The sequence below is a fragment of the Lentzea flaviverrucosa genome (assembly GCF_003350445.1).
In the GTDB taxonomy this organism is placed as follows: domain Bacteria; phylum Actinomycetota; class Actinomycetes; order Mycobacteriales; family Pseudonocardiaceae; genus Lentzea; species Lentzea californiensis.
This window is the reverse complement of record NZ_QQAU01000006.1, coordinates 163979-184092: the sequence shown is the minus strand read 5'-3', so window position 1 is coordinate 184092 and position 20114 is coordinate 163979. Positions and strand designations below refer to the sequence as shown.

The 20114-nt window shown below is 68.6% G+C and carries 18 protein-coding genes; 5 read left to right on the top strand and 13 right to left on the bottom strand.

Translation table 11 applies throughout. The features are described from left to right. Positions 1-4: 4 nt before the first annotated feature. Positions 5-943: a maleylacetate reductase gene (locus DFR72_RS20615; RefSeq protein ID WP_090067672.1), complete on the bottom strand. Its 939-nt coding sequence runs from the start codon at positions 941-943 to the stop codon at positions 5-7. A gap of 101 nt (positions 944-1044) precedes the next feature. Between DFR72_RS20615 and DFR72_RS20610 the strand changes: the two genes are divergently transcribed. Together DFR72_RS20610 and recQ are read left to right on the top strand one after the other, a co-directional pair. Beyond that, positions 1045-2895, top strand: a complete 1851-nt coding sequence (locus DFR72_RS20610; RefSeq protein ID WP_090067674.1) for a Xaa-Pro dipeptidyl-peptidase — start codon at positions 1045-1047, stop codon at positions 2893-2895. 39 nt (positions 2896-2934) lie between these two features. After that, positions 2935-4926 carry a DNA helicase RecQ gene (gene recQ / locus DFR72_RS20605; protein ID WP_090068007.1) on the top strand — a complete coding sequence of 664 codons (1992 nt, stop codon included), beginning with the start codon at positions 2935-2937 and terminating at the stop codon, positions 4924-4926. A 4-nt stretch (positions 4927-4930) separates the two neighbouring features. Here the strand turns inward: recQ and DFR72_RS20600 are convergent, their stop codons facing one another. The 3 genes from DFR72_RS20600 to DFR72_RS20590 all read right to left on the bottom strand — a co-directional run bounded on the left by DFR72_RS20600 (position 4931) and on the right by DFR72_RS20590 (position 8033). After that, entirely contained in the window at positions 4931-5623 is a 693-nt protein-coding gene (locus DFR72_RS20600) for an RlpA-like double-psi beta-barrel domain-containing protein (protein WP_143086805.1), read from the bottom strand. 52 nt (positions 5624-5675) lie between these two features. After that, entirely contained in the window at positions 5676-7691 is a 2016-nt protein-coding gene (locus DFR72_RS20595; protein ID WP_143086806.1) for an NACHT domain-containing protein, read from the bottom strand. A 147-nt stretch (positions 7692-7838) separates the two neighbouring features. Further along, complete coding sequence (locus tag DFR72_RS20590; protein WP_090067680.1) at positions 7839-8033, bottom strand: antitoxin; 195 nt, start codon at positions 8031-8033, stop codon at positions 7839-7841. A gap of 160 nt (positions 8034-8193) precedes the next feature. Between DFR72_RS20590 and DFR72_RS20585 the strand changes: the two genes are divergently transcribed. Further along, positions 8194-8889 (top strand): peptidylprolyl isomerase, encoded by a 696-nt coding sequence (locus DFR72_RS20585; RefSeq protein WP_090067682.1) that lies wholly within the window; start codon positions 8194-8196, stop codon positions 8887-8889. Here DFR72_RS20585 and DFR72_RS20580 read toward each other — a convergent pair. After that, on the bottom strand, positions 8849-9760 hold the full coding sequence (locus DFR72_RS20580; protein ID WP_090067684.1) for an AraC family transcriptional regulator: 912 nt from the start codon (positions 9758-9760) through the stop codon (positions 8849-8851). The genes DFR72_RS20585 and DFR72_RS20580 overlap by 41 nt on opposite strands. Before the next feature lie 40 nt (positions 9761-9800). Between DFR72_RS20580 and DFR72_RS20575 the strand changes: the two genes are divergently transcribed. Next, positions 9801-10520 (top strand): alpha/beta hydrolase, encoded by a 720-nt coding sequence (locus tag DFR72_RS20575; protein ID WP_211335467.1) that lies wholly within the window; start codon positions 9801-9803, stop codon positions 10518-10520. Here DFR72_RS20575 and DFR72_RS45625 read toward each other — a convergent pair. The 6 genes from DFR72_RS45625 to DFR72_RS20545 all read right to left on the bottom strand — a co-directional run bounded on the left by DFR72_RS45625 (position 10509) and on the right by DFR72_RS20545 (position 17157). Further along, on the bottom strand, positions 10509-11057 hold the full coding sequence (locus DFR72_RS45625; RefSeq protein WP_114773719.1) for a TetR/AcrR family transcriptional regulator: 549 nt from the start codon (positions 11055-11057) through the stop codon (positions 10509-10511). The two genes, DFR72_RS20575 and DFR72_RS45625, sit on opposite strands and share 12 nt — an antisense overlap. Before the next feature lie 103 nt (positions 11058-11160). Beyond that, positions 11161-12321, bottom strand: a complete 1161-nt coding sequence (locus DFR72_RS20565; RefSeq protein ID WP_090067688.1) for an acyl-CoA dehydrogenase family protein — start codon at positions 12319-12321, stop codon at positions 11161-11163. A 1-nt stretch (position 12322) separates the two neighbouring features. Next, the gene (locus DFR72_RS20560; RefSeq protein ID WP_090067690.1) at positions 12323-13408 is read right to left on the bottom strand and encodes a CaiB/BaiF CoA transferase family protein; all 1086 of its coding nucleotides are present in this window, start codon (positions 13406-13408) and stop codon (positions 12323-12325) included. Continuing rightward, a complete protein-coding gene (locus tag DFR72_RS20555) occupies positions 13405-14523 on the bottom strand; it encodes a Glu/Leu/Phe/Val family dehydrogenase (protein WP_170176333.1) in 1119 nt (372 codons plus the stop codon). The genes DFR72_RS20560 and DFR72_RS20555 overlap by 4 nt, the downstream gene beginning before the upstream one ends. Before the next feature lie 8 nt (positions 14524-14531). Beyond that, positions 14532-15629, bottom strand: a complete 1098-nt coding sequence (locus tag DFR72_RS20550; protein ID WP_211335480.1) for an NAD(P)/FAD-dependent oxidoreductase — start codon at positions 15627-15629, stop codon at positions 14532-14534. 43 nt (positions 15630-15672) lie between these two features. Then, the gene (locus DFR72_RS20545) at positions 15673-17157 is read right to left on the bottom strand and encodes an aldehyde dehydrogenase family protein (RefSeq protein WP_090067694.1); all 1485 of its coding nucleotides are present in this window, start codon (positions 17155-17157) and stop codon (positions 15673-15675) included. 81 nt (positions 17158-17238) lie between these two features. Between DFR72_RS20545 and DFR72_RS20540 the strand changes: the two genes are divergently transcribed. Then, positions 17239-18156: a LysR family transcriptional regulator gene (locus tag DFR72_RS20540; RefSeq protein WP_090067696.1), complete on the top strand. Its 918-nt coding sequence runs from the start codon at positions 17239-17241 to the stop codon at positions 18154-18156. 41 nt (positions 18157-18197) lie between these two features. Here the strand turns inward: DFR72_RS20540 and DFR72_RS20535 are convergent, their stop codons facing one another. Both DFR72_RS20535 and DFR72_RS20530 read right to left on the bottom strand, forming a co-directional pair. Then, entirely contained in the window at positions 18198-18683 is a 486-nt protein-coding gene (locus DFR72_RS20535) for a DinB family protein (protein WP_090067698.1), read from the bottom strand. A gap of 35 nt (positions 18684-18718) precedes the next feature. Beyond that, on the bottom strand, positions 18719-20098 hold the full coding sequence (locus DFR72_RS20530; protein WP_090067700.1) for an ArnT family glycosyltransferase: 1380 nt from the start codon (positions 20096-20098) through the stop codon (positions 18719-18721). Between the last annotated feature and the right edge of the window lie 16 nt (positions 20099-20114).

Below are 20114 nucleotides of genomic sequence, written 5' to 3'. Positions count from 1 at the left end.
CCCCTCAGCCGGATGATGCGTCGCGCCAGGCGTTCGTCAGCACCGGCAGGGCGTCCGGGTGCTCGGCGATCTCCGCCGCACGGGACAAATCGGACTCCGCCATCCCCAGTTCCCGCAACGACGTCGCCGCGCCGAACCGAGTCGCCGTGTCGTGGACACGAGTGGCCAGATCGGACGGTGCCGTGTGCGGGAGCAGTGCCGTGTGGGTGGCGGCGTGCGGCAGTCCGAACGTGCCGCCCAGAACGTGCGCGAGCTTGTGGTGCAGTCCCATGGGGACGGACGCGAGGCACGTGCCCGCGAGCCAGGCCGACGACAGCAGCTCCGTCCGTGCCTCCACAGTGGACGGGTTTCCGCTCAAAGCGTGCAAAACGCCCTCGATCGCCTTGGTCGCGATGGCGTCGATCAGCGGGTTCTCGTTGCCTCGGGCGGCGACGGCGTGCGCGAGAGAGTTGAGCGCGCTCGTGACCGTGACGTCGAGCGGCAGGTCGAGCGTGAGGTCGACGTCGTAGATGACCGTGTTCGGCTGGATCGCCGGGTCGCGCCGCGTCTTCTTCAGCCCCGACGCGGTCTCGCCGAGCACCTGTGTGACCTCGGAGCCCGCGTAGGTCGTGGGGATGACGATCTGCGGTATGCCCGCACGCACCGAGAGCGCCTTCGACAGCCCTGTGCTCGACCCGCCGCCAACGGACACGATGCAGTCCGCCCCGTGTTCGTGCAACGACGCGAGCGCGCGCTCGGTGACCTCGACCGGCGTGTGCATCGCCGCACCGGTGAACCGCGTGACCAGCAGCGGGCCGAGTTCGGCGGCCACTTCGTCGCCACCGTGGCGGGCGATCAGCAGGACCCGCTGCGCGCCCAGCCGCTCGACCTCGGCGCGCACGGAGGAGGCGGTGCCGCGGCCGAAGACCACGCGGGTGCGGCCAGGTTCGAAGGTGAAACTCACGAGTGACGAATATTCGTGAGGGGAGCGCCGGGCGCAACAGCAGAGGGTCAAGCCTTTCGGCTCTGACGGGGCGAGTTCATCACTCCTTAGCGTGAATCTTCATGAAGCGTGTTCGTGTTGTAGTGGCGTTAGCAGGAGCCCTGTCCCTGACGCCGATCCCTGCCACAGCGGCGACACCAGCGTTCACCCTGTCCGGCGGCGTGACCGCGCCGATCCACTCGATGGCCGACGCGGTCCGCGAGACGGTATACGTCGACTCCGGGCTCGACCTCGACGGCAACGGCACCCGTGACCGGGTGGCAGCCGACATCATCAGGCCGTCCACGACCGGGCGCGTGCCCGTGATCATGGACGCCAGTCCCTACTACCAGAGCGCCGGACGCGGCAACGAGAGCGAGGTCAAGACCTACGACTCCGCCGGGGTGCCGGTCAAGTTCCCGCTCTTCTACGACAACTACTTCGTGCCGCGCGGCTACGCCGTCGTGCTGGTCGACTTCCTCGGCACGAACCGGTCGCGCGGCTGCGTCGACGTCGGCGGCCAGTCGGAGATCGCCTCCGGCACGGCCGTGATCGACTGGCTGAACGGCCGGCGCACCGGCTATTCCACCCTGACCGGCGCCACCACGAAGACCGCGTCCTGGTCGACCGGCGCGGTCGGCATGATCGGCAAGTCGTGGGACGGCTCGATCGCGAACGGCGTCGCGTCGACCGGCATCGACGGCCTGAAGACCATCGTGCCGATCGCGGCCATCAGCTCCTGGTACGACTGGTTCCGCTCGGACGGTGTCGCGTACCCCGGCTACAGCTCGCCGACCGGCCTGGGCTCGCAGTTCGAGAACTCCAACGCGCGCTCTCGGTGTGCTGCGGTGCGCACGCAGATGACGAACGGTTCTCCCGCCAACGGCGACTACACGGCGATGTGGCAGACGCGCGACTTCGTGCGCAACGCGGCCAACGTGAAGGCGTCGATCTTCGCGATCCACGGGCTGAACGACCTCAACGTGAAGACGTTGCAGTACGGCCAGTTCTGGGACGCGGTGCCCGCGTCGGTGCCGAAGAAGCTGTGGTTCTCGCAGACGGCGCACGTCGACCCGTTCGACTTCCGGCGTGGCGAGTGGGTCCCGACGCTGCACCGGTGGTTCGACCGCTGGTTGCTGAACGTGCAGAACGGCATCGAGAACGAGCCGCAGGTGTCGGCGGAACGCGCGCCCGACCAGTGGGCGGACGACCAGACGTGGCCTCCTGCGGGCACCGTCAGCACCGTGTTGCGTCCCTCTTCTTCGGGACTCGGCACGACGCCCGGCACGGGCACGTCGGCGTTCACCGACAACGGCAGCGGCACGCCGGCGAACTGGCTCTCCGGCTCGAACACCGGGAGGACGATCTACTCGACGGCACCGCTGACCTCCGACCTGCGCGTCGCGGGCACGTCCTCGATCACGGTGGGGGTGTCGTCCTCGACGCCGACCGCGCACCTCACGGCGTACCTCGTCGACTACGGGCCGGCGACGGTGCGGACCGGCGAGGGCATCCGGACCCTGACCACGGAGTCGTGCTGGGGAGAGAGCCGCACGGGCGATGACGCCTGTTATCGCAACACGGAGGCCACGACGGGCAACGTTGACGCGCAGATCATCGCGCGTGGCTGGGCGGATCTCGCGAACTACCAGTCTCTCTCGACCCCGCGCACGATCACGCCGGGAACCAAGTACCGCATGACGTTCCGACTGTCCACAACGGACCACCTGGTCAAGGCGGGACATCGTCTGGGCCTGGTCATCGGCGGCACCGACTCGACCGCGATCGTGCGGCCGAGCCAGCTGCCGAGGCTGACCGTCGACCTGGCGGACACGTCGGTGCGGATCCCGTTGAAGGGCTCGGTCCCGGCCGCCTCGTCCGCTCCGCTGGTCGCCGGCAGCGTTTCCGCTGGTACGAAGGGCGCGTTGGGCTAGCGAACCGGACTGTCGGTGCTGCTCGCTAGCATCGGCGGCATGGTTTCCACCGACGGTGTCGTTCTCGGAGACGCGCTGCAGGTCCTGCAGCGCGTCTTCGGGTATCCCGAGTTCCGCGGCGACCAGGCCGCCATCGTCGAGCACGTGATCGCCGGTGGCGACGCGCTCGTGCTCATGCCGACAGGTGGTGGCAAGTCCCTCTGCTATCAGGTGCCGGCGCTGGTCCGGCCGGGCGTGGGTGTGGTGATCTCGCCGCTCATCGCACTGATGCAGGACCAGGTGGACGCGCTGCGTGCTCTCGGCGTGCGCGCGGGCTTCCTGAACTCGTCGCTGTCGTGGGACGAACGCCGGAAGGTCGAGGCCGACTTCGTCAACGGCGAGATCGACCTGCTCTACCTGGCGCCGGAGCGGCTGACGTCCGAGGCGACGCTGCGCCTGCTGGAGCAGGGTGAGATCGCGCTGTTCGCGATCGACGAGGCGCACTGCGTCTCCCAGTGGGGCCACGACTTCCGGCCTGACTACCTCTCGCTCACGCACCTGCACGAGCGCTGGCCGAAGGTGCCGCGGATCGCGCTCACCGCCACGGCCACGGAGGCGACGCGCAAGGAGATCCTGACGCGCCTGGAGCTGAACGACGGGCGGCAGTTCGTCTCCAGCTTCGACCGGCCGAACATCCAGTACCGCATCGTCGGCAAGAAGGAGCCGAAGAAGCAGCTGCTGGACCTGCTGCGCGGCGAGCACCAGGGCGACGCGGGCATCGTCTACTGCCTGTCCCGCGCGTCGGTGGAGAAGACGGCGGAGTTCCTGGTGGCGAACGGGATTCCCGCGCTGCCGTACCACGCGGGCCTCGACTCGTCGGTCCGCCAGCGCAACCAGGCCCGGTTCCTCCGGGAGGACGGTCTGGTCATGGTCGCCACCATCGCGTTCGGCATGGGCATCGACAAGCCGGACGTCCGCTTCGTCGCCCACCTCGACCTGCCGAAGTCGGTCGAGGGCTACTACCAGGAGACGGGCCGCGCCGGTCGCGACGGCCTGCCGTCCACCGCGTGGCTCGCCTACGGCCTGCAGGACGTGGTGCAGCAGCGAAAGATGATCGAGTCGTCGGAAGGCGATCTGGCGTTCCGCCGCCGCTCGCAGGCGCACCTCGACGCGATGCTCGCCCTCTGCGAGACGGTGACGTGCCGCCGGTCCAGGCTCCTGGAGTACTTCAACGAACCCGGTGGCGCCCCCTGCGGCAACTGCGACACCTGCCTGACCCCTCCCGAGTCGTGGGACGGCACGGTCGCCGCGCAGAAGGTGCTGTCCACGGTCTACCGGCTCCGCAAGGAGCGCAACCAGAAGTTCGGCGCCGGGCAGGCCATCGACATCCTGCTGGGCCGCAAGACCGCCAAGGTCATCCAGTTCGACCACGACCAGCTCAGCACCTTCGGCATCGGCGAGGACCTGAGCGAGGGCGAGTGGCGCGGTGTGGTCCGTCAGCTCCTCGCGCAGGGCCTGCTGGCCGTCGAGGGCGAGTACTCGACGCTCGTGCTCACCGAGGCGAGCACCGAGGTCCTCGGCCGCAAGCGCGAGGTCAAGATGCGCAAGGACCCGACGCCCGTCCGCTCGACGACGCGCACGGCGTCCTCCTCGTCCGGCGCGGCCAAGGTGAAGGTCGACCTCCCGGCCGACGCGGGCCCGCTCTTCGAGGCGCTGCGCGAGTGGCGGGCCGGCCAGGCCCGCGAACAGGGCGTCCCGGCGTACGTGATCTTCCACGACGCCACGCTGAAGTCCATCGCGGCGTCGCGCCCCGGCTCGCTCACCGCCCTCGGCGCGGTGAGCGGCGTCGGCCAGGCGAAGCTCACGAAGTACGGCGAGCAGATCCTGGAGGTGGTGGCGGCCGGCGGTCCCGCACCGGAAGCCGCCGCACCTGCCGCGGCCGCGGCGCCCAAGCCGAAGACCCCGAGCGCCGGCGGTGCCGCGTGGGGCTCGGGTGACGCCGTGGACGAGTGGCCGGAGCCCGAGGAGCCGGACGAGCCCATGGACTGGTGACGGGTCAGGTCACCTTCTCGATCTGAACCCGCTTGATCACGCTCTTCCCGGACTCCCCGACGAGTTCGAAAGCAGCGCTGTTCAGCACGACGCAGGCCGGCCCGACGCCGACGACGCGGACGGTCGTCTGCCTTCCGTTGTCCAGGTTGGTGACCCGTACCGCGGTCCCGACCGGGAGCTGCGAGGAGAACGCCCCGGCCGCCCCGCCGACGGCCGACAACCCGACGGTCGCGCCGTCGCAGACGACCTGCCCGACTGTTCCGGAAGCCCGCACCCGCGCCGTGGAGGTGCGGGTGGTGGGAGTCGGCGCCGGTGCGTTTCCGATGATCTCCACTCGAATGCGCCGGAGAACGCTTTCTCTTCCGCCGGTCTCGGCAGACCCGAGTGCATCGAATGCCGCGGTGTTCAGCACCGCGCATCCGGTCGACGGTCCGGTGACCGAGACGGTGATCGCCCGCCCGTTGGCGGGATTCGTGACTCGCAACAATGTGCCGATCGGGAACTTGTCCGACAGCACCGTCGCCGGACCCTTGGCGTTCGTCGTCCTCACCTGCTGCCCGCCGCACACCTCTTTGCCCGCCACCACCGGCTGCGACGAGGAGGCACCGGATCCGGCGAGAGCGAAGGCCGTGCCCCCGATGGCCGCGACGACCGAGAAGACCCCGCCGCTCGCGATCCAGCCCTTCGACCAGCGCATGTACAACACCCGACCTCTCTGTCAGGCCGTACGGCCCGCAGATCGGGAAGGTTCAACGGCGCGTGGCCCGAACCAGCGCCGTCGGGTCGCACGACGCCAGGTGATCGCGCAGGGCGACATGGGTGAAGCGGTACTCGCCGTCGACGCGCGTGAGCAGCAGCCTGTCCTGTGCGAGGTGCAGCAAAGCCTTGCGGCGGAACGACAACTCGCCCAGCGACAATGGACGTGTGACGGCCTCGGCGGCGACTTCAGCGAGCGCGTCGAACGGCCAGACGTAGTCGCGGGCGGCGGTCGGGGTCACCAGCAGACCGAGTGCTACTCCCAGTGCGACTCCCCACGACCCCAGTGCGCCGATCCCGCCCAGCAGACCGATCGTGCCGAGCACCGGGACGGCCGGCTGAACCCACCACGGGCGCCCTTGCCGCATGCGGTGTCGTTGCACCGGCAGCACCGTGCTCCACACACGCCCCACGGCTGCGGCGAAAACCCCGCCCGCCACACCTGCCGAGAAGCCAACCCCCATGCCCGTCATCACCGCGTAGGGACCGGTCCAGATCATCGAGACGCCCGGTGCGGCGGCGATCAGCAACGCCCACGGGATGGGTGCGTCACCCGGAATGAAGCCCAACGCCAAGAAGAAAGACGCCACCACCACGAACACGTACGCCACGAGATACGGCCACGGCGTCCCGATTGCGCCCAGCCACAAACCGGCCAGACCGACCAGCAACCCCGCGAACACTCCTGCGAGGAATCCCAGCGCGGCAGTCACGATGCCGTGCGCACGTCCAGGCGGGTGGAAGACGCGGGGCAGTTTGTTCACCAGCACGAGCAAAGAAGAAGCCGCGACAACGAACACCAAAGCGGGCCACAATCCGAGGCGCAGTCCCGTCATGAACGACACGGCACACACACCGCCGGCATACGCCGCAGGCACCGCACGCACGAACAGCAACCACAGCGGACGCGTCGGCAGCAGCGGGAGCCACGCACGGCGATGAGGCAAGTGCACGGGGGCTCCGAGGTCCGGCCGCCCCAACCGCGCGAGGAACTTCAACGCGCGAATGGTGGGTCCCGCACCGCGTTGGCCGGAAAGCCTTTCCACGACGAAGGACCCCACGAAGTCGTTGCCGATCGTGTCGACCTGCTTGTCCAGGTGCGTCAGCGCCAGCAGGTTCAACGCCAGGGGAGAGTCCAGCCGCTCCCAGATCTCCGGGGTCAGGGCCGATTCCAGGCTGTCGAGCCGAGGGCTGACCGAAGCGATGTACTCGAGCACCTGACCGCGGGTCAACGGCTCCACGAACACCGACGGCAGGTTCTCGATCGGACCGGTCGAGGTCACGACGGAGGCGAACGGCGCGAGTTCGGACTCGCAGAGCGCGCGGTCCACGCGCGGCACCTCGTCCAGTCCGTCGATGAGCACGGCCACCCGCTCGCGGCGCAGCCAGATCGTGCCGGCCGAACGGCTGATGCCGTAGCGGCGGTTCATCTCGCGCAACAGCCATGCGGTGAACTCGGTCGGCTTGCGCGTGCCGTATGCCCGCCACGTCGCCAGGTCCACGACGACCGGGATGGGCGCCTCAGGGTCGTCTCGTGCCCGTTCGACCAGCGCCAGGCACAGTTCGCGCAGCAACGTCGACCGGCCGCTGCCCACAGGGCCGATCAGGACCATGGTGTGGCCGAGGCGGTCGTAGACGGCCTCCACGTTCCGCGAGGAGATTTCTTCGCCGTCGACTCGTACGGAGATCGAGGGCTGCTTCAAAGCACCGAGCTTGATCTGCGTCTGCGCGGCCAGCGAGGCACTGAGCAGCGTTTTCACCCGTGACTCGACCCGCGCGAGGGCGGCGGTGCGGTTGCTGGTCTCGTGGCCGCGACCGCGCTCCCAGAGAGCGAGACCGACCGCGACGAGGACCATCACGCCGACCGTGGGCCACAACCATCGGCCGAACTCGCCGATGAACCCCGGCACAGCACCGCCGGTGCTCACGCTGATGGCCGCTGGAAGCAGCAAAACGACGGTGACCAGGCACAACGCGGCCAACGCAGTCAGCCGTGCAGCCCTCGTCACCCCGCTTGGATCCACCTTCACCTCCGCGATCCCGGCGAACGACGGTAACCGTGTCGCCGGGATCGCGGAAGTGAATCCGAACAGGCTTAACTCACACGCGAACCAACCGCCTGTGCCGCCTCAGGAGCCCACTCCGGGTAGGTCCTGTCACTGCTGTTGCTGGCCACCGAAGTTCCGGAGGCCTTCCTTGAGCTTGTCCTCGCCCTTGTCGATGTGCTCGCTGTGCTTGCCGCCGGTCTTGTCGTCGGCGAACTGACCCGCGCGCTCGACACCGTCGTCGACCTTGTCACCATGCTGGCCCACGAGGTCCTTGGCCTTGTTCTTCAACTCGTCGAATCCCATGACTGCATTACCTCCCTATGCAGTTCGGGTACCCCGTCTCAGATCCGATACACGTCGCTGGATCGAGTGAAGCGCCGCGAGCGACTCGGCCTCCATCCCCGCAGGCACCTGTGATCCGTTAAACCTTGCCCGCTCATCCCGGCTCCACTAGGAAACGCGCATGAGGCGAATCGCAGCTGGACTGGCAGTGGCGGCGCTGGCCGTTGGTTTCACCACGACGGGCACCGCGTCCGCCGAGGTTCAGACGGCCCGGCCGGACTGCGGCTACACCGCGACCCCGGAGGAACCGGCCGCGCGTCCGGTGCCGATTCCGCACGACCCGCGGTTCACCAAGGGCAAGGTCCTGGTCAAGGTGAAGACGAACCAGGGCGACATCCCGCTCCTGCTCGACCGCTCCAAGGCCGCGTGCACCGCGCACAGCTTCATCCACCTGGCGCACCGCGGTTTCTACAACCAGACCGAGTGCCATCGGCTCACCGCGTACCCGACGCTGAAGGTGCTGCAGTGCGGCGACCCGTCCAACACGGGTGAGGGCGGCCCTGGTTACAGGTACAAGGACGAGCTGCCGACCGACCTGCAGCCCGCTCCGAACGACCCGACCGGTCAGCGCCGCATCTACCCGCGCGGCACGCTCGCGATGGCGAATGCCGGCCCGGACACGAACGGCTCGCAGTTCTTCCTCGTGCAGTCGGACTCGGTCCTGCGCCCGAACTACACCGTGTACGGCGAGATCCTGCCCGAGGGCCTGAAGACCCTGGACAAGATCGCGGCCGGCGGCATCGCGGGGGAGAACCCGCTCGACGGCCGGCCGAACGTCAAGTCGGAGCTGAAGTGGGTGCTTCCCCTCGGGCTCTGACCGAGGCGCGCCAAGCACGCGGTGAACTGCCGTAGGCACGTGTGAACGCGCGGCTGAACGCTGCTTCCGAATACCCCACGCCTGCTGCGATCCGTCCGACCTGCTCGGTCGTGGTGAGCAGCAGGCGTGCCGCGTGTTCGAGGCGTTGCCGCAGCACGTAGGCGCCGGGGGACCGGCCGAGCACCTCGGTGAACCGGGTGGCGAACGCCGACCGCGACAGCGCGGCGATCCGTGCCAGCTCGTCCACCTGCCAGTCCCGTCCAGGAGCGAGGTGGATCGCGGAGACCACCGCGCTGAGCGAGGGATCCAGCGCGCCCCTCAGCCATCCCGGCTCGGTCTTCTGGCCGGAGTCGGACCACAGGCGCAGGGCCTGGATGAACAGCAGGTCCAGCAGCCGCGACACCATCACGCGGGAGCCGGGGCGCGGCTCGTTCACCTCGGTGATCATCAACGCCAGGCCGAGAGGCAGCCATCGGGCGTCCTCCAGCGCGCCGCGCACGACGATCGCGCCGGGCAGCACCCCGAGCAGCGGCGCCGCTGCCACCGGTTCGGTCAGGTACTCGCCGGTGAACCACGACGCCTTGGTGCCTCCACGCACGGTGTGAGCGTCCCCGCGCGCAAGCAACGCCATGTCGCCTTCAGCGAGTTCGACCGGCCCGTCAGGCAACTCCACTCGTACGGTGCCGTGTTCGACGAGATGCACCAAGCGCGCGCCGGACGGGTATCGCGCCGTGGTGTCGTAACTGCGGACGACCTCGCCGCCCCGCAGGTGGATCGACTGCAGGACGTCCGACAGCGCGTCCTGTCCGCCGTGTTCCGAGCGAATGAGCGGCTCTGGGGGAACGGCAAAGTTCCCCGGCTTCTCGGTCATATTCGGTACTCCACTGTTCTCATAAGCTCGCGGAGCAAGTATGTCCGATGTGAACGGTGAGGAGACCGACTTCATGTCCACGAAGCCGACCGTGCTGCTGGTGCACGGGTTCTGGGGCGGCGCCGCGCACTGGGCCAAGGTCATCGTCGAACTGCGTGCGCGCGGGTTCTCGTCGATCAAGGCCGTGGAGAACCCGCTGACCTCGCTCGCCGACGACGCGGCCCGCACGCGTCAGATGATCGACCAGGTCGACGGTCCCGTCCTCCTGGTAGGACACTCCTACGGCGGTGCGGTGATCACCGAGGCCGGTGACCTGCCGAACGTCGTCGGGCTGGTCTACGTGGCGGCGTTCGCGCCGGACGCGGGCGAGAGCCTGGCGACGATCAGCGAGGTGCACCCTCCGGCCGCGCACGACGTCGTCACGCCGGACTCGGACGGCCATCTGTGGATAGCCGAGAACCGGTTCCACGAGAGCTTCTGCCAGGACCTGTCCGCGGACGAGGCGCTGGTCATGGCCGTCACGCAGAAGGCGCCCCTCGGCGCGGCGTTCGGCTCCGAGGTGTCGGAGCCCGCGTGGCGGACCAAACCGTCCTGGTACCAGGTGTCGACGGAGGACCGGATGATCGCTCCGGACAACCAGCGCCGCATGGCGGAGCGGATGAAGCCGCTCAGGACCGTCGAGCTGGCGTCCAGCCACGCGTCACTCGCTTCGCACCCCGCGGAGATCGCCGACCTCATCGAGGAAGCCTCACGCGTCTGAGCGCGCCCAGCCCTTCAACGCGCCGTAGAACGCGTCCGAGAGCCGCCGGACCACCTGTTCGTCAGGTACTCCGGCGGTTTTCGTCAGGTCGAGGATCTCCCGCGGGTCGAACAACGCGTGGTGCAGGAACCGGGCCACGTTCAGCAGGGCGTCCGGGAGCGCCAGGTCGATCAGCACGCCGCGCAAAGCCTGGTCCCACGCGCTGCACGTCAACGCCGCCACCTCCTCGGCGTTGTGCATCCGTTCCAGAATCCCGCGCTGCGACGAGAACCGCACTATCACCGGGCCGTGCACGTTCTGCAGCTTCACCCACCGTGCGGCTTGGTGCTCGAACAGTTCTTTGCCGGTCTTGCGAGACCGTTCGCCGTGTTCGACCAACGACGCTATGACGTCTTCGTGATAGGCCATTACGAGCGCTTCCACGGAGGGAAAGTGCCGATACGCCGTCGCTTGCGAAAGCGCGGCCCTGCGCGCGATCGACTGCATCGTCGCCGTTGCTGGTTCAGCCCGCAGGACGTGCGTCGCGGCGTCCAGCAATCGCTTGCGGTTGCGACGCGCGTCACTGCGGCTGTTTGTCTCCTCCGGCAGAACGTCCTCCCACCCGCGAACCCCGTTGCGGAGTGCAGGATAGGGCGAACGATCAACGGAAAGCGGCGATTCCGGTCAACGCGTGGCCGATGGATAGCAGGTGGATGTCGGAAGTGCCCTCATAAGTCAGTACGGATTCCAGGTTGTTGGCATGACGCAAGGGCGAGTACTCGAGCGAGATGCCGTTCGCGCCGAGGATGGTCCGGCTTTCCCGGGCGATCGCGATGGCCGACTCGACGTTGTTGTACTTGCCGACGCTGATCTGCTCGGGCTTGAGCGTGCCGGCCTCCTTGAGCCGCGCGAGGTGCAACGCCAGCAGCATCGAGTTGCTGACCTGCACCGTCATGCTCGCGAGCTTGCGCTGGGTGAGCTGGAACGAGGCGATCGGCTGGTCGAACTGGATGCGCGTGCCGGAGTAGTCGAGCGCCGCCTGCAACGAATCCCGCGCGGCACCGACAGCGCCGAACACGATCCCGAACCGCGCCTCGTTCAGACACGTGAGCGGTGCGCGCAAGGAAGTCGCGAGCGGCAGCCGGGCACTTTCCGGCAGCCGCACGTCCTCCAGGACCAACTCGGAAGTGACGGATGCTCGCATCGACAGCTTCTGTTTGATGTCACGGGTGGAGAATCCGGGCGTCCCGCGGGGAACGAGAAATCCCCGAATTCCCTCCTCGGTCCGCGCCCACACCGTTGCCACGTCGGCGAGGCCACCGTTGGTGATCCACGTCTTGGTGCCGTTCAGCACCCAGTCCGCGCCGTCGCGCACAGCCCGCGTGCGCATGCCGGACGGGTTCGAGCCGAAGTCCGGCTCGGTCAGCCCGAAGCACCCGATCGCCTCACCGGCCGCCAGCCGCGGCAGCCACTCCTGCTTCTGCTCCTCCGACCCGTACTTCCAGATCGAGTACATCGACAGCGAACCCTGCACGGACACGAAGCTGCGGATGCCGCTGTCGACGGCCTCCAGCTCCAGACACGCGAGTCCGTACGCGAGCGCGGACGTCCCCGCGCACCCGTACCCCTCCAGGTGCATTCCCAGCACGCCGAGCTTGCCCAGTTCCCGCGCCAGCTCGCGCGGCAGGATCCCCGCCTCGAACCACGAGGCGATGTGCGGCCGGACGTGGTCGGTCAGGTAGGCCGCGACGGTGGCCTGGATGTCGCGCTCCTCGTCGCCCAGCAACGCCGGGATGTCCAGCAACTCCAACGGGTCCTGCACGTCACTGCTCCAGTTTCGGCGGGCGCAGCCGGTAGGTCACCGGCGTGCGCGACAGGCGGATGGGGTTCGCGACGAGCGTCATGCCGTCGATCGTCGCGGTGGGGCCGAGATCCAGCGACTCCGCCAGCGCGAACGCGCGCGCGACGTCGTTGACGGGACCACACGGCACACCCAGTGGCGTCAGCGTCTCGAACCAGTGCTGCGCCGGGCGCGTCCGCAGCCTCGCCGCGAGCACCTCGAACAGCTCGTCCACGTTCTCCACGCGATCGGAGTTCGTGACGAACCGCGGGTCCGTGGCCAGCTCGGGCACGTCCAGTACCGAGCACAGCCGGCGGAACTGCCGGTCGTTGCCGACCGCGAGCACGATCGGCTGGTCGACCGTCGGGAACACCTCGTACGGCGCGATCGACGGATGCCGGTTGCCCATCGGCTTCGGCACCGACCCGGCCAGCGTGAAGCCCGCGCTCTGGTTCACCATGCTCGACAACAACACCGTCAGCAGGTCGAGCTCGACGAGCTGCCCCAGCCCCGTCGCCTCCCGGTGCCGCAACGCCGCCAGGATGCCGACGCACGCGTGCAAACCGGTCAGCACGTCGACCAGCGCCACACCGGTCTTCACCGGCTCGTACGGACCGGGCCCGGTCACGCTCATCAACCCGCCCACGGCCTGCACGAGCAGGTCGTAGCCGGGCAGATCCGCGCCCTTGCCCGAACCGAACCCCGAGATCGAGCAGTAGACCAGGTCGTCCCGCCCGAGCGACTCGTAGTCGAGCCCGAACTTCTTCATCGTGCCCGGCTTGAAGTTCTCGACGACGACGTCCGCCCGCGCGATCAGCTCACGCGCCGCCTCCCGGCCCGCCTCGGTCGACAGGTCGATCTGCACCGACGTCTTGTTCCTGTTGACGGACAGGAAGTACGTCGCCTCGTCCTCGTAGTGCGGCGGACCCCACGAGCGGGTCTCGTCGCCCCTGCCGGGCTGCTCGACCTTGACCACCTCGGCACCGAGGTCGCCCAGCACCATCGTCGCGTACGGCGCCGCCAGCACCCGGCTGAAGTCCGCGATCACCACGCCTTCAAGGGAACTCATGCGACCCGCCCCCGCAGCTTCATCGCGGCCAGCACGCGTTCCTGCGCCAGCTCGCGCGCCGCCACATGTGTCGTGGTGCCGCGACTTCGTGCCTCGTCGATGATGTTCACCGCGTTCGCCCTCAGCTTCGAGGACACGGCCTCCAGCACCGTCGCGGGATCCACCGGGAACGGCGAGTACCGCGCGTCCATCCCGAACGCCGCCGCGACCACGCCACCGGCGTTCGCGATGAAGTCCGGCACGACCGTGATCCCGCGCGCGGCGAGAACCTCTTGCGCCGCAGCCGAAGTCGGCAGGTTCGCACCCTCGACCACCAGTGTGGTGTCGAGCTCGCCCGCCAGGTCCGCGTCGATCACGTCCTGCAGGGCGGCCGGCACCAGCACGTCGCACGGCACCCGGAGCTCGGCACCGAGCGCGCGGACGGCGCCGTACTCCTTCACCGCGAGGTCACCGAATTCGCCTCGCAGCTCCAGCAGTCGTGCGACGTCCAGGCCGCCGGCATCCACCAACGACCCGTGCACCGATGACACGGCGACGACGACAGCGCCCAGTTCGGCGAACCGCTTCGCCGCAGCGGCGCCCACCGCACCGAAACCCTGAATCGCCACGCGTTTGCCGCGCAGCACCACCAACTCGTCCGCCACCTCGGCCACGCCGTACCCGGTGACGCCCAGCTCGTCGTACGGAAGACCGCCGAGTTGAGCCGGTGCGCCCATCATAGCGCCGCGGTCCGACAGTTCGTCCTGGACGATCGCGGCGTCCCGTTCCGTGAGGCCCATGTCGAGCCCGAGCACGTACTCGCGCGGCACCTCGTTGGAGAGCTTGCGCGCGAACGCCCGCAGCGCTGCTTCCTTGCCGGGAGAAGAAGGGTCGAACACGATCCCCGCCTTCGCGCCGCCGAAGAACAGGTCGACGCCGGCCCACTTCCACGTCATCACGCGTGCGAGGCGGGCGATCTCCGCGACCGTCACGTGCGGGCTCATCCGGGTGCCGCCCTTGCCCATGCCGCGCGCGGTGTTGTCGATGACGAGCACACCTTTCATGCCGGTGCGCCGGTCGGACACGCAGACGACCTTCTCCGGCCCCCACTCGTCCATGAGCTCGAGAACGTCCATCACATTCCTCACACGCAGTTGAGTTCCGGCCGTGCCCGGTCGGCGGCGAACCTGGAGGCGTCCAAACTGGACACGTCGACGAAGGGCTCGCGGCCGAGCACGAGGTCGCGAACCACCTCGCCGACCGCGGGGCCCTGCAGGAACCCGTGCCCCGAAAAGCCCGTGGCGTAGAAGAACCTGCCCACCGAGCCGATCAGCGCGTTGTGGTCCGGCGTCACCTCGTACAGCCCGGCCCACCCGTCGCGCACGCCCACGTCCAGCAGCCTCGGCGCACGCCTGCCGATCGCCTCGGTCAGGCGAGGCAGCCACGCGTCGGACATGTCCAGCTTGAAACCCGGTGTCTCGTCGGGGTCGGACATGCCGAACAACAACCCCCGGCCCTCGCGGTGGAAGTAGAAGGTGCTGCCGAAGTCGATGGTGAACGGAGTCACCCGATCGTGTAGCTCCGGCATGGGCTCGGTGAACATGATCTGCCGCCGCAAGGGAGAAACAGGCAGGTCAACGCCCACCATCTCGCCGATCTCCCGCGACCACGCACCCGCCGCGCAGACCACGGTTCCCGCCGAAACCGTGCCGCGGTCGGTTTCGACGCGAAAACTGTCGGACCCCGTCCCTACGATCGATCTCACGGTTGTTCTGGTGTGGAAGCGGACACCGGATCGGCGGGCCGCGGTGGCGTAGCCCAGTACGACGGACTCAGGCGTGCAGTGTCCGTCGTCGGGCGAGAAGGTCGCCGCGAGCAGGCCGTCCGTTTCGATCAGCGGCGAGATCCGCCGGGCCTCCTCGACAGTCAGCATGCGACTGCGCACGCCGAGGGAGTTCTGGAGATCGACGTTGCGCTCGAACGCCGTGACGTGTTCCCGGGAGGAAAGGAGGAACAGGTAGCCGACCTGGTGCAGATCGATCTCCTGCCCGGGGCGCTGCGGAAAGCGCTGGAACAGTTCGATGGATCGAGCTCCGAGCCTGATGTTCAGTTCGTCGGAGAACTGGGCGCGCACTCCACCCGCTGCCTTGCAGGTGGAGCCGGACCCCAGGTCATCCCTCTCCACGACCACGACGTCCCGGACTCCTGCCTCGGCGAGGTGGAAGGCGATGGATGTGCCCATCACCCCGCCGCCGATGACGACGACCTCTGCTTGAGCGGGCAGCTCAGGCGAGGCGGAAGTCAAGGTTCGCCTCGATCGCGAGAGTGTCCATCTGCGCCTTCTGCAGCTTCCCGGAGTAGTCCCAGTTCATGGACTGCCAGCGGGTGAACTGGTCGAGCACCCACACGCCCGACTGCCGGGAGCCGTTGCCGCTCTTGCCGTTCCCGCCGAACGGCAGGTGCGCCTCGGCCCCGGACGTCGAGTTGTTGACGCTGACCATTCCGGCGGAGATGCCGGCGCGGAACCGGAAGGCCTTGTTCGGATCCGTGGTGTAGATCGAGCAGGAAAGGCCGTAGCCGGGCTTGTTGCCGAGCTCGATCGCCTCGTCCAGGTCCGAGTACCCCATGACGCCGACGAGCGGGCCGAACGTCTCCTGCAGGAACAGTTCGTCGTCGTCGCGAACACCGGAAACGATTGCGGGGTGGTAGAAGAAGCCGTTCTCACCAGTGAAGCCGTCGCGGGGACTGGAGGCCGAGATGCGGCCGGTCGGGCCGTGCACCGTGTGGTGCTCACCGATCCAGCCGAGGTACTTCTCGTACGCCAGCGCGAACTTCTCGTCCAGCAGCGGTCCATAGAGGACATCGCCGGTCGGGTCACCCACGGTGGCGCCGGCGGCGGCCTCGACGAACCGGGTCAGGAACTCGTCGTACACCGACTCGTGCACGATCGCCGTGCCGAGCGAGGTGCAGCGCTGGCCCGCGGAACCGAAGCCGGCGAACAACGCGCCCTGCACGGCCAGGTCGAGGTCCGCGTCCTCGGTGACGACCATCGGGTTCTTGCCGCCCAGTTCCAGGCACGGTGTCTGGAGGTGGCGTCCGCACAGTTCGCCGATGCGCACACCGACCTCGCTGGACCCGGTGAAGCCGACCTTGTCGACGAGACCTTGCCGCAGCGACTGCTCGAGTCCGTCGAACGTCTCCGAGCCCTCGGCGAAGACGATCTCGAACACGCCGGCCGGAATGCCGGCGGCCTGGAACACGTCGTAGAAGGCCTGGGCCGATGCGGCGGAGTACTCGGCGGGCTTCCAGACGACCGAGTTGCCGCACAGCAGGGCCGGGATGATGTACCAGGACGGCACGGCGACAGGGAAGTTGCCGGCGGTGATGATCGCCGCGACACCGACCGGGTTGCGGAAGGTGAAGAGCTGCTTGTCCGCCATCTCCGAGGGGACGGTCTGCCCGTAGAGGCGCCTGCCCTCGCCGAGGAAGAAGTTCGCGGTGTCGACGATCTCCTGCACCTCGCCGCGGGCCTCCGCGATCGGCTTGCCGATCTCGCGGGTCACGAGCTGGGAGAGGGGCTCGAAGTTCGCCTCGACCAGGCGGCCGATGTTGCCGATGACCTGGCCGCGCACTGGCGCGGGTACGCGTGCCCACGCGCGCTGTGCGGCCTTGGCCCGCTGGGCGGCGTCGACGAAGTCGCGGCTGGTCCCGAGCTCGATCTCGGCGACCACGTCGGAGGTGTTCGACGGGTTCGTGGAGATGTAGGGCATGCATCCACCCTGGTAGGTGGGCGGTGGATGCGCCAGAGGTTGCAGAACGAAACCTCGCGACGTCGAGCATAAGCTGGCCTGGTGCTCAACCCGGTGCATCTCCGCACGCTCGTCGAGGTCGTGAAGACGGGTTCCTTCGCCGAGGCCGCCCGCCGTCTCGGCTACACGTCGTCGGCCGTGTCGCAGCAGATCTCGGCGTTCGAGCGGGCAGTCGGCGTGACGCTCTTCGAACGTGAGGCGCACTCGATCAGGCCGGCCGCCGCCGCTCTGCTGATCGCCGACCGCGGTGGCGAGTTGCTCGCCGCGTTCGACGGGTTCGAGCACGAGGTGAAGGCGATGGTGCAGGGCCTGCGGGGCCGCCTGCGGATCGGCACCTTCCCCACGGCGAGCGCGCGGGTCGTCCCGAAGGCGTTGGCGAAGCTGCAGGCCGAGTTGCCGGGCGCCGAGATCCGCCTGGACGAGGCGGAGCCGGACGACGTGCTGCCGCTCGTGCTGGCGGGCGAGCTCGACCTCGCGCTGGTCTACGCCTACGACCTCGTCCCGCGCACGTGGCCGGAAGAGCTGACCGTGCTGCCGCTGCTGGACGAATCCCTGCTGGTCATGGTGCCGTCCGCGCACCAGGCCGCGAAGAACAACGTCAGGCTCGAAGACCTCAAGGACGAGCGCTGGATCGCGTCACGCGACGGCACCTCCGGTGCCACCTGCCTCACGCGCCTGTGCGCGGCGGCGGGGTTCGCTCCCAAGATCGCTTTCAGGAGCAACGACTACGAGGTCGTGCAGTCGCTCGTGGCGGCCGGGGTAGGTGTCGCACTCGTGCCCGCGCTCGGGTACAAGGAGCTGCCCGGCACGCACGCGATGCCGTTGCGGCACAAGCCTGTGCGCAGGCACGTGCACGTCGTCCACCGCACGGCGAACACCAACCCGCTGCTGCGCGACGCGGTGAACGCACTGCAGGAGGTGTGCCGGAACGCCGTGGCCGGCCACCTCTACCAACCGTGAGGGGAAGATGCGGCCCGGCTCGCCCATGGCCGGACTGATCTCTACTCGCCGGTCTGCCCGTCCACGAGTTCGCGGAGGAGGTCCAGATGTCCCACGTGGCGCGCGGTTTCCTGTGCCACGTGGGCCAGGATCCACCGCACGGTGCGTTCGCCGTCTGCGGCCGTCGTGTCGGGCGTCAGCTTCTTCAACGCCTCGGTGTTCGCCCATTCCTCACGGTAGGCCTGGATGAGCGACGCCGGGGTGTCGTCGTCTTCGAGGTTCCAGGACGGGTCCGGGTCGCCCCTCCACAGCGACGGCAGCTCGAGGCCCGCGCCCGCGATGCACAGCCAGTACCGCTCGACGGCCGTCAGGTGCTTGAGCACGCCGAGGGCCGTCAGCTTCGGGGACGTGGCGATCGGGGCCGCCGCGGCTTGACTGCGGGTCAGGCCGTCGACCTTCAGCACGGCGGTCTTGCGGAGGAAGTCGAGGAATTCCCAGGCGAGCGCGCTTTCGTCGGTGGCGCGCTTCTCGGGCCAGGTTCGGGTCACCGGGCGAGTTTGTCAGCCTTCATGGCCGGTGTCGTTCAGTAGTAGTGGCGGAGTTTTGGCCACAGGGTTTCCCATGGTTCCGTTGGGGTCGCGCACAGCTTTATCTCCGTGCCGTCTTCCTCGTTCTCCACGGGGTTGCGGTGCTGGCCGACGACTTTGCAGTCGCTGAACGGCGGTGCGTCGAACCCGACCAGGAGCACCTTCCTGCGGCTGGACGGGGGAGGTCCCCAGTCGTAGAAGGACATGTGCCCGGACCAGACGCGCACCTCGGTGTAGGCCTCGATCGCTCCGGCCTGGCCGTAGTTGCGGGTGATGACGGTCGGGTAGTCGTTCGCGAAGAACGCTTCCTGGACGGTCAGGGCCAGTTCGCGCCAGCCGACCTGCTCGCCCTGTTCGGGGTTGATCGCGATCACCGGGGCCAGTGCGCTGGGCGGCAGGATCGGCAAGGAGCCCAGCACAGCCGGCACGACGCTCAGGGCGACCAGGACGCTGCCGGTGGTCTTGCGGTGTGACAGCCATTCTTGGGCCTGGCGTGCTCCTGCTGCCGTCAGCACTAGGAGCAGCGGGACGGCGTAGTAGGGCTTGCCGCCGGTGATCAGGCACAGGGCGCAGAGGATCGGGTAGGCGAGTGCGATCGAGCGGAAGGTCCTGTCACGCCACAGGTTGCGGAAGCCGATCAGCCACACCGGCACCAGCAGTGGTGACAGCAGCAGGATCTGCATGGGGACGAACATGATGCGGTTCTCGGCGCCGTCGTCCTCGCTGATGCCCTGGGCGACCGTCAGCAACGGGAAGTCGTGCAGTGCCTGCCAGACGACGGCCGGGGCGGCGAGCACCGCGCACGCCGCGAGGCCGGCGAGGAGCCACCAGGTGCGCAGGACGGTGCGGGGGCCCACGGCGAGGAGTGCGATCGCCATGGCTGCCAGGAGCAGGAGCAGCAGCCACTTGTTGGCCAGGCCCACGCCCGCCGTTGCGCCGAGGGCCAGCCACCAGCGGCCGTCTGCGGTCTTCAGGAGCTTGATCGCGAAGTAGCCGATGAGCACCCAGATCAGCAGGTCGACGGTGGCGGTGGAGAGCATGTGGCTCACGGCCAGGACGAATGTCGACGTCGCCGAGGCGGCCGCCGCGAAGACCGAGCCGCCGCCCAGTTCCCTCGCTGTCAGGGCGACCACGACCGTGATGGCCAGGGCCAGGAGCGTGGCCATCACGCGGAGGCCGGCCGGTGTCTCGCCGAACACCTCCGTCGTGAGGCGGGCGAGGAGCGGGGTGATCGGAGGCTGGTCGACGTAGCCCCAGTCCAGGCGTTTGCCCGCCGCGATGAAGTAGAGCTCGTCGCGGTGGAAGCCGTAGCGGCCTGACAACGCGGTCAGCGCCACCGCCTGCACGGCGAGCACGATCCCCAGCCCACGTCCCATGGACGGACGGTACCCA

Coding starts and splice junctions, on each gene's coding strand:
- DFR72_RS20545 (WP_090067694.1), bottom strand. CDS start 17,157: ATGCCCTACATCTCCACGAACCCGTCGAACACCTCCGACGTGGTCGCC.
- DFR72_RS20555 (WP_170176333.1), bottom strand. CDS start 14,523: ATGGACGTTCTCGAGCTCATGGACGAGTGGGGGCCGGAGAAGGTCGTC.
- DFR72_RS20575 (WP_211335467.1), top strand. CDS start 9,801: ATGTCCGATGTGAACGGTGAGGAGACCGACTTCATGTCCACGAAGCCG.
- DFR72_RS20585 (WP_090067682.1), top strand. CDS start 8,194: ATGAGGCGAATCGCAGCTGGACTGGCAGTGGCGGCGCTGGCCGTTGGT.
- DFR72_RS20600 (WP_143086805.1), bottom strand. CDS start 5,623: ATGCGCTGGTCGAAGGGCTGGATCGCGAGCGGCGGGGTCTTCTCGGTC.
- DFR72_RS20530 (WP_090067700.1), bottom strand. CDS start 20,098: ATGGGACGTGGGCTGGGGATCGTGCTCGCCGTGCAGGCGGTGGCGCTG.
- recQ (WP_090068007.1), top strand. CDS start 2,935: ATGGTTTCCACCGACGGTGTCGTTCTCGGAGACGCGCTGCAGGTCCTG.
- DFR72_RS20580 (WP_090067684.1), bottom strand. CDS start 9,760: ATGACCGAGAAGCCGGGGAACTTTGCCGTTCCCCCAGAGCCGCTCATT.
- DFR72_RS20610 (WP_090067674.1), top strand. CDS start 1,045: ATGAAGCGTGTTCGTGTTGTAGTGGCGTTAGCAGGAGCCCTGTCCCTG.
- DFR72_RS20560 (WP_090067690.1), bottom strand. CDS start 13,408: ATGAGTTCCCTTGAAGGCGTGGTGATCGCGGACTTCAGCCGGGTGCTG.
- DFR72_RS20550 (WP_211335480.1), bottom strand. CDS start 15,629: ATGGGCACATCCATCGCCTTCCACCTCGCCGAGGCAGGAGTCCGGGAC.
- DFR72_RS20590 (WP_090067680.1), bottom strand. CDS start 8,033: ATGGGATTCGACGAGTTGAAGAACAAGGCCAAGGACCTCGTGGGCCAG.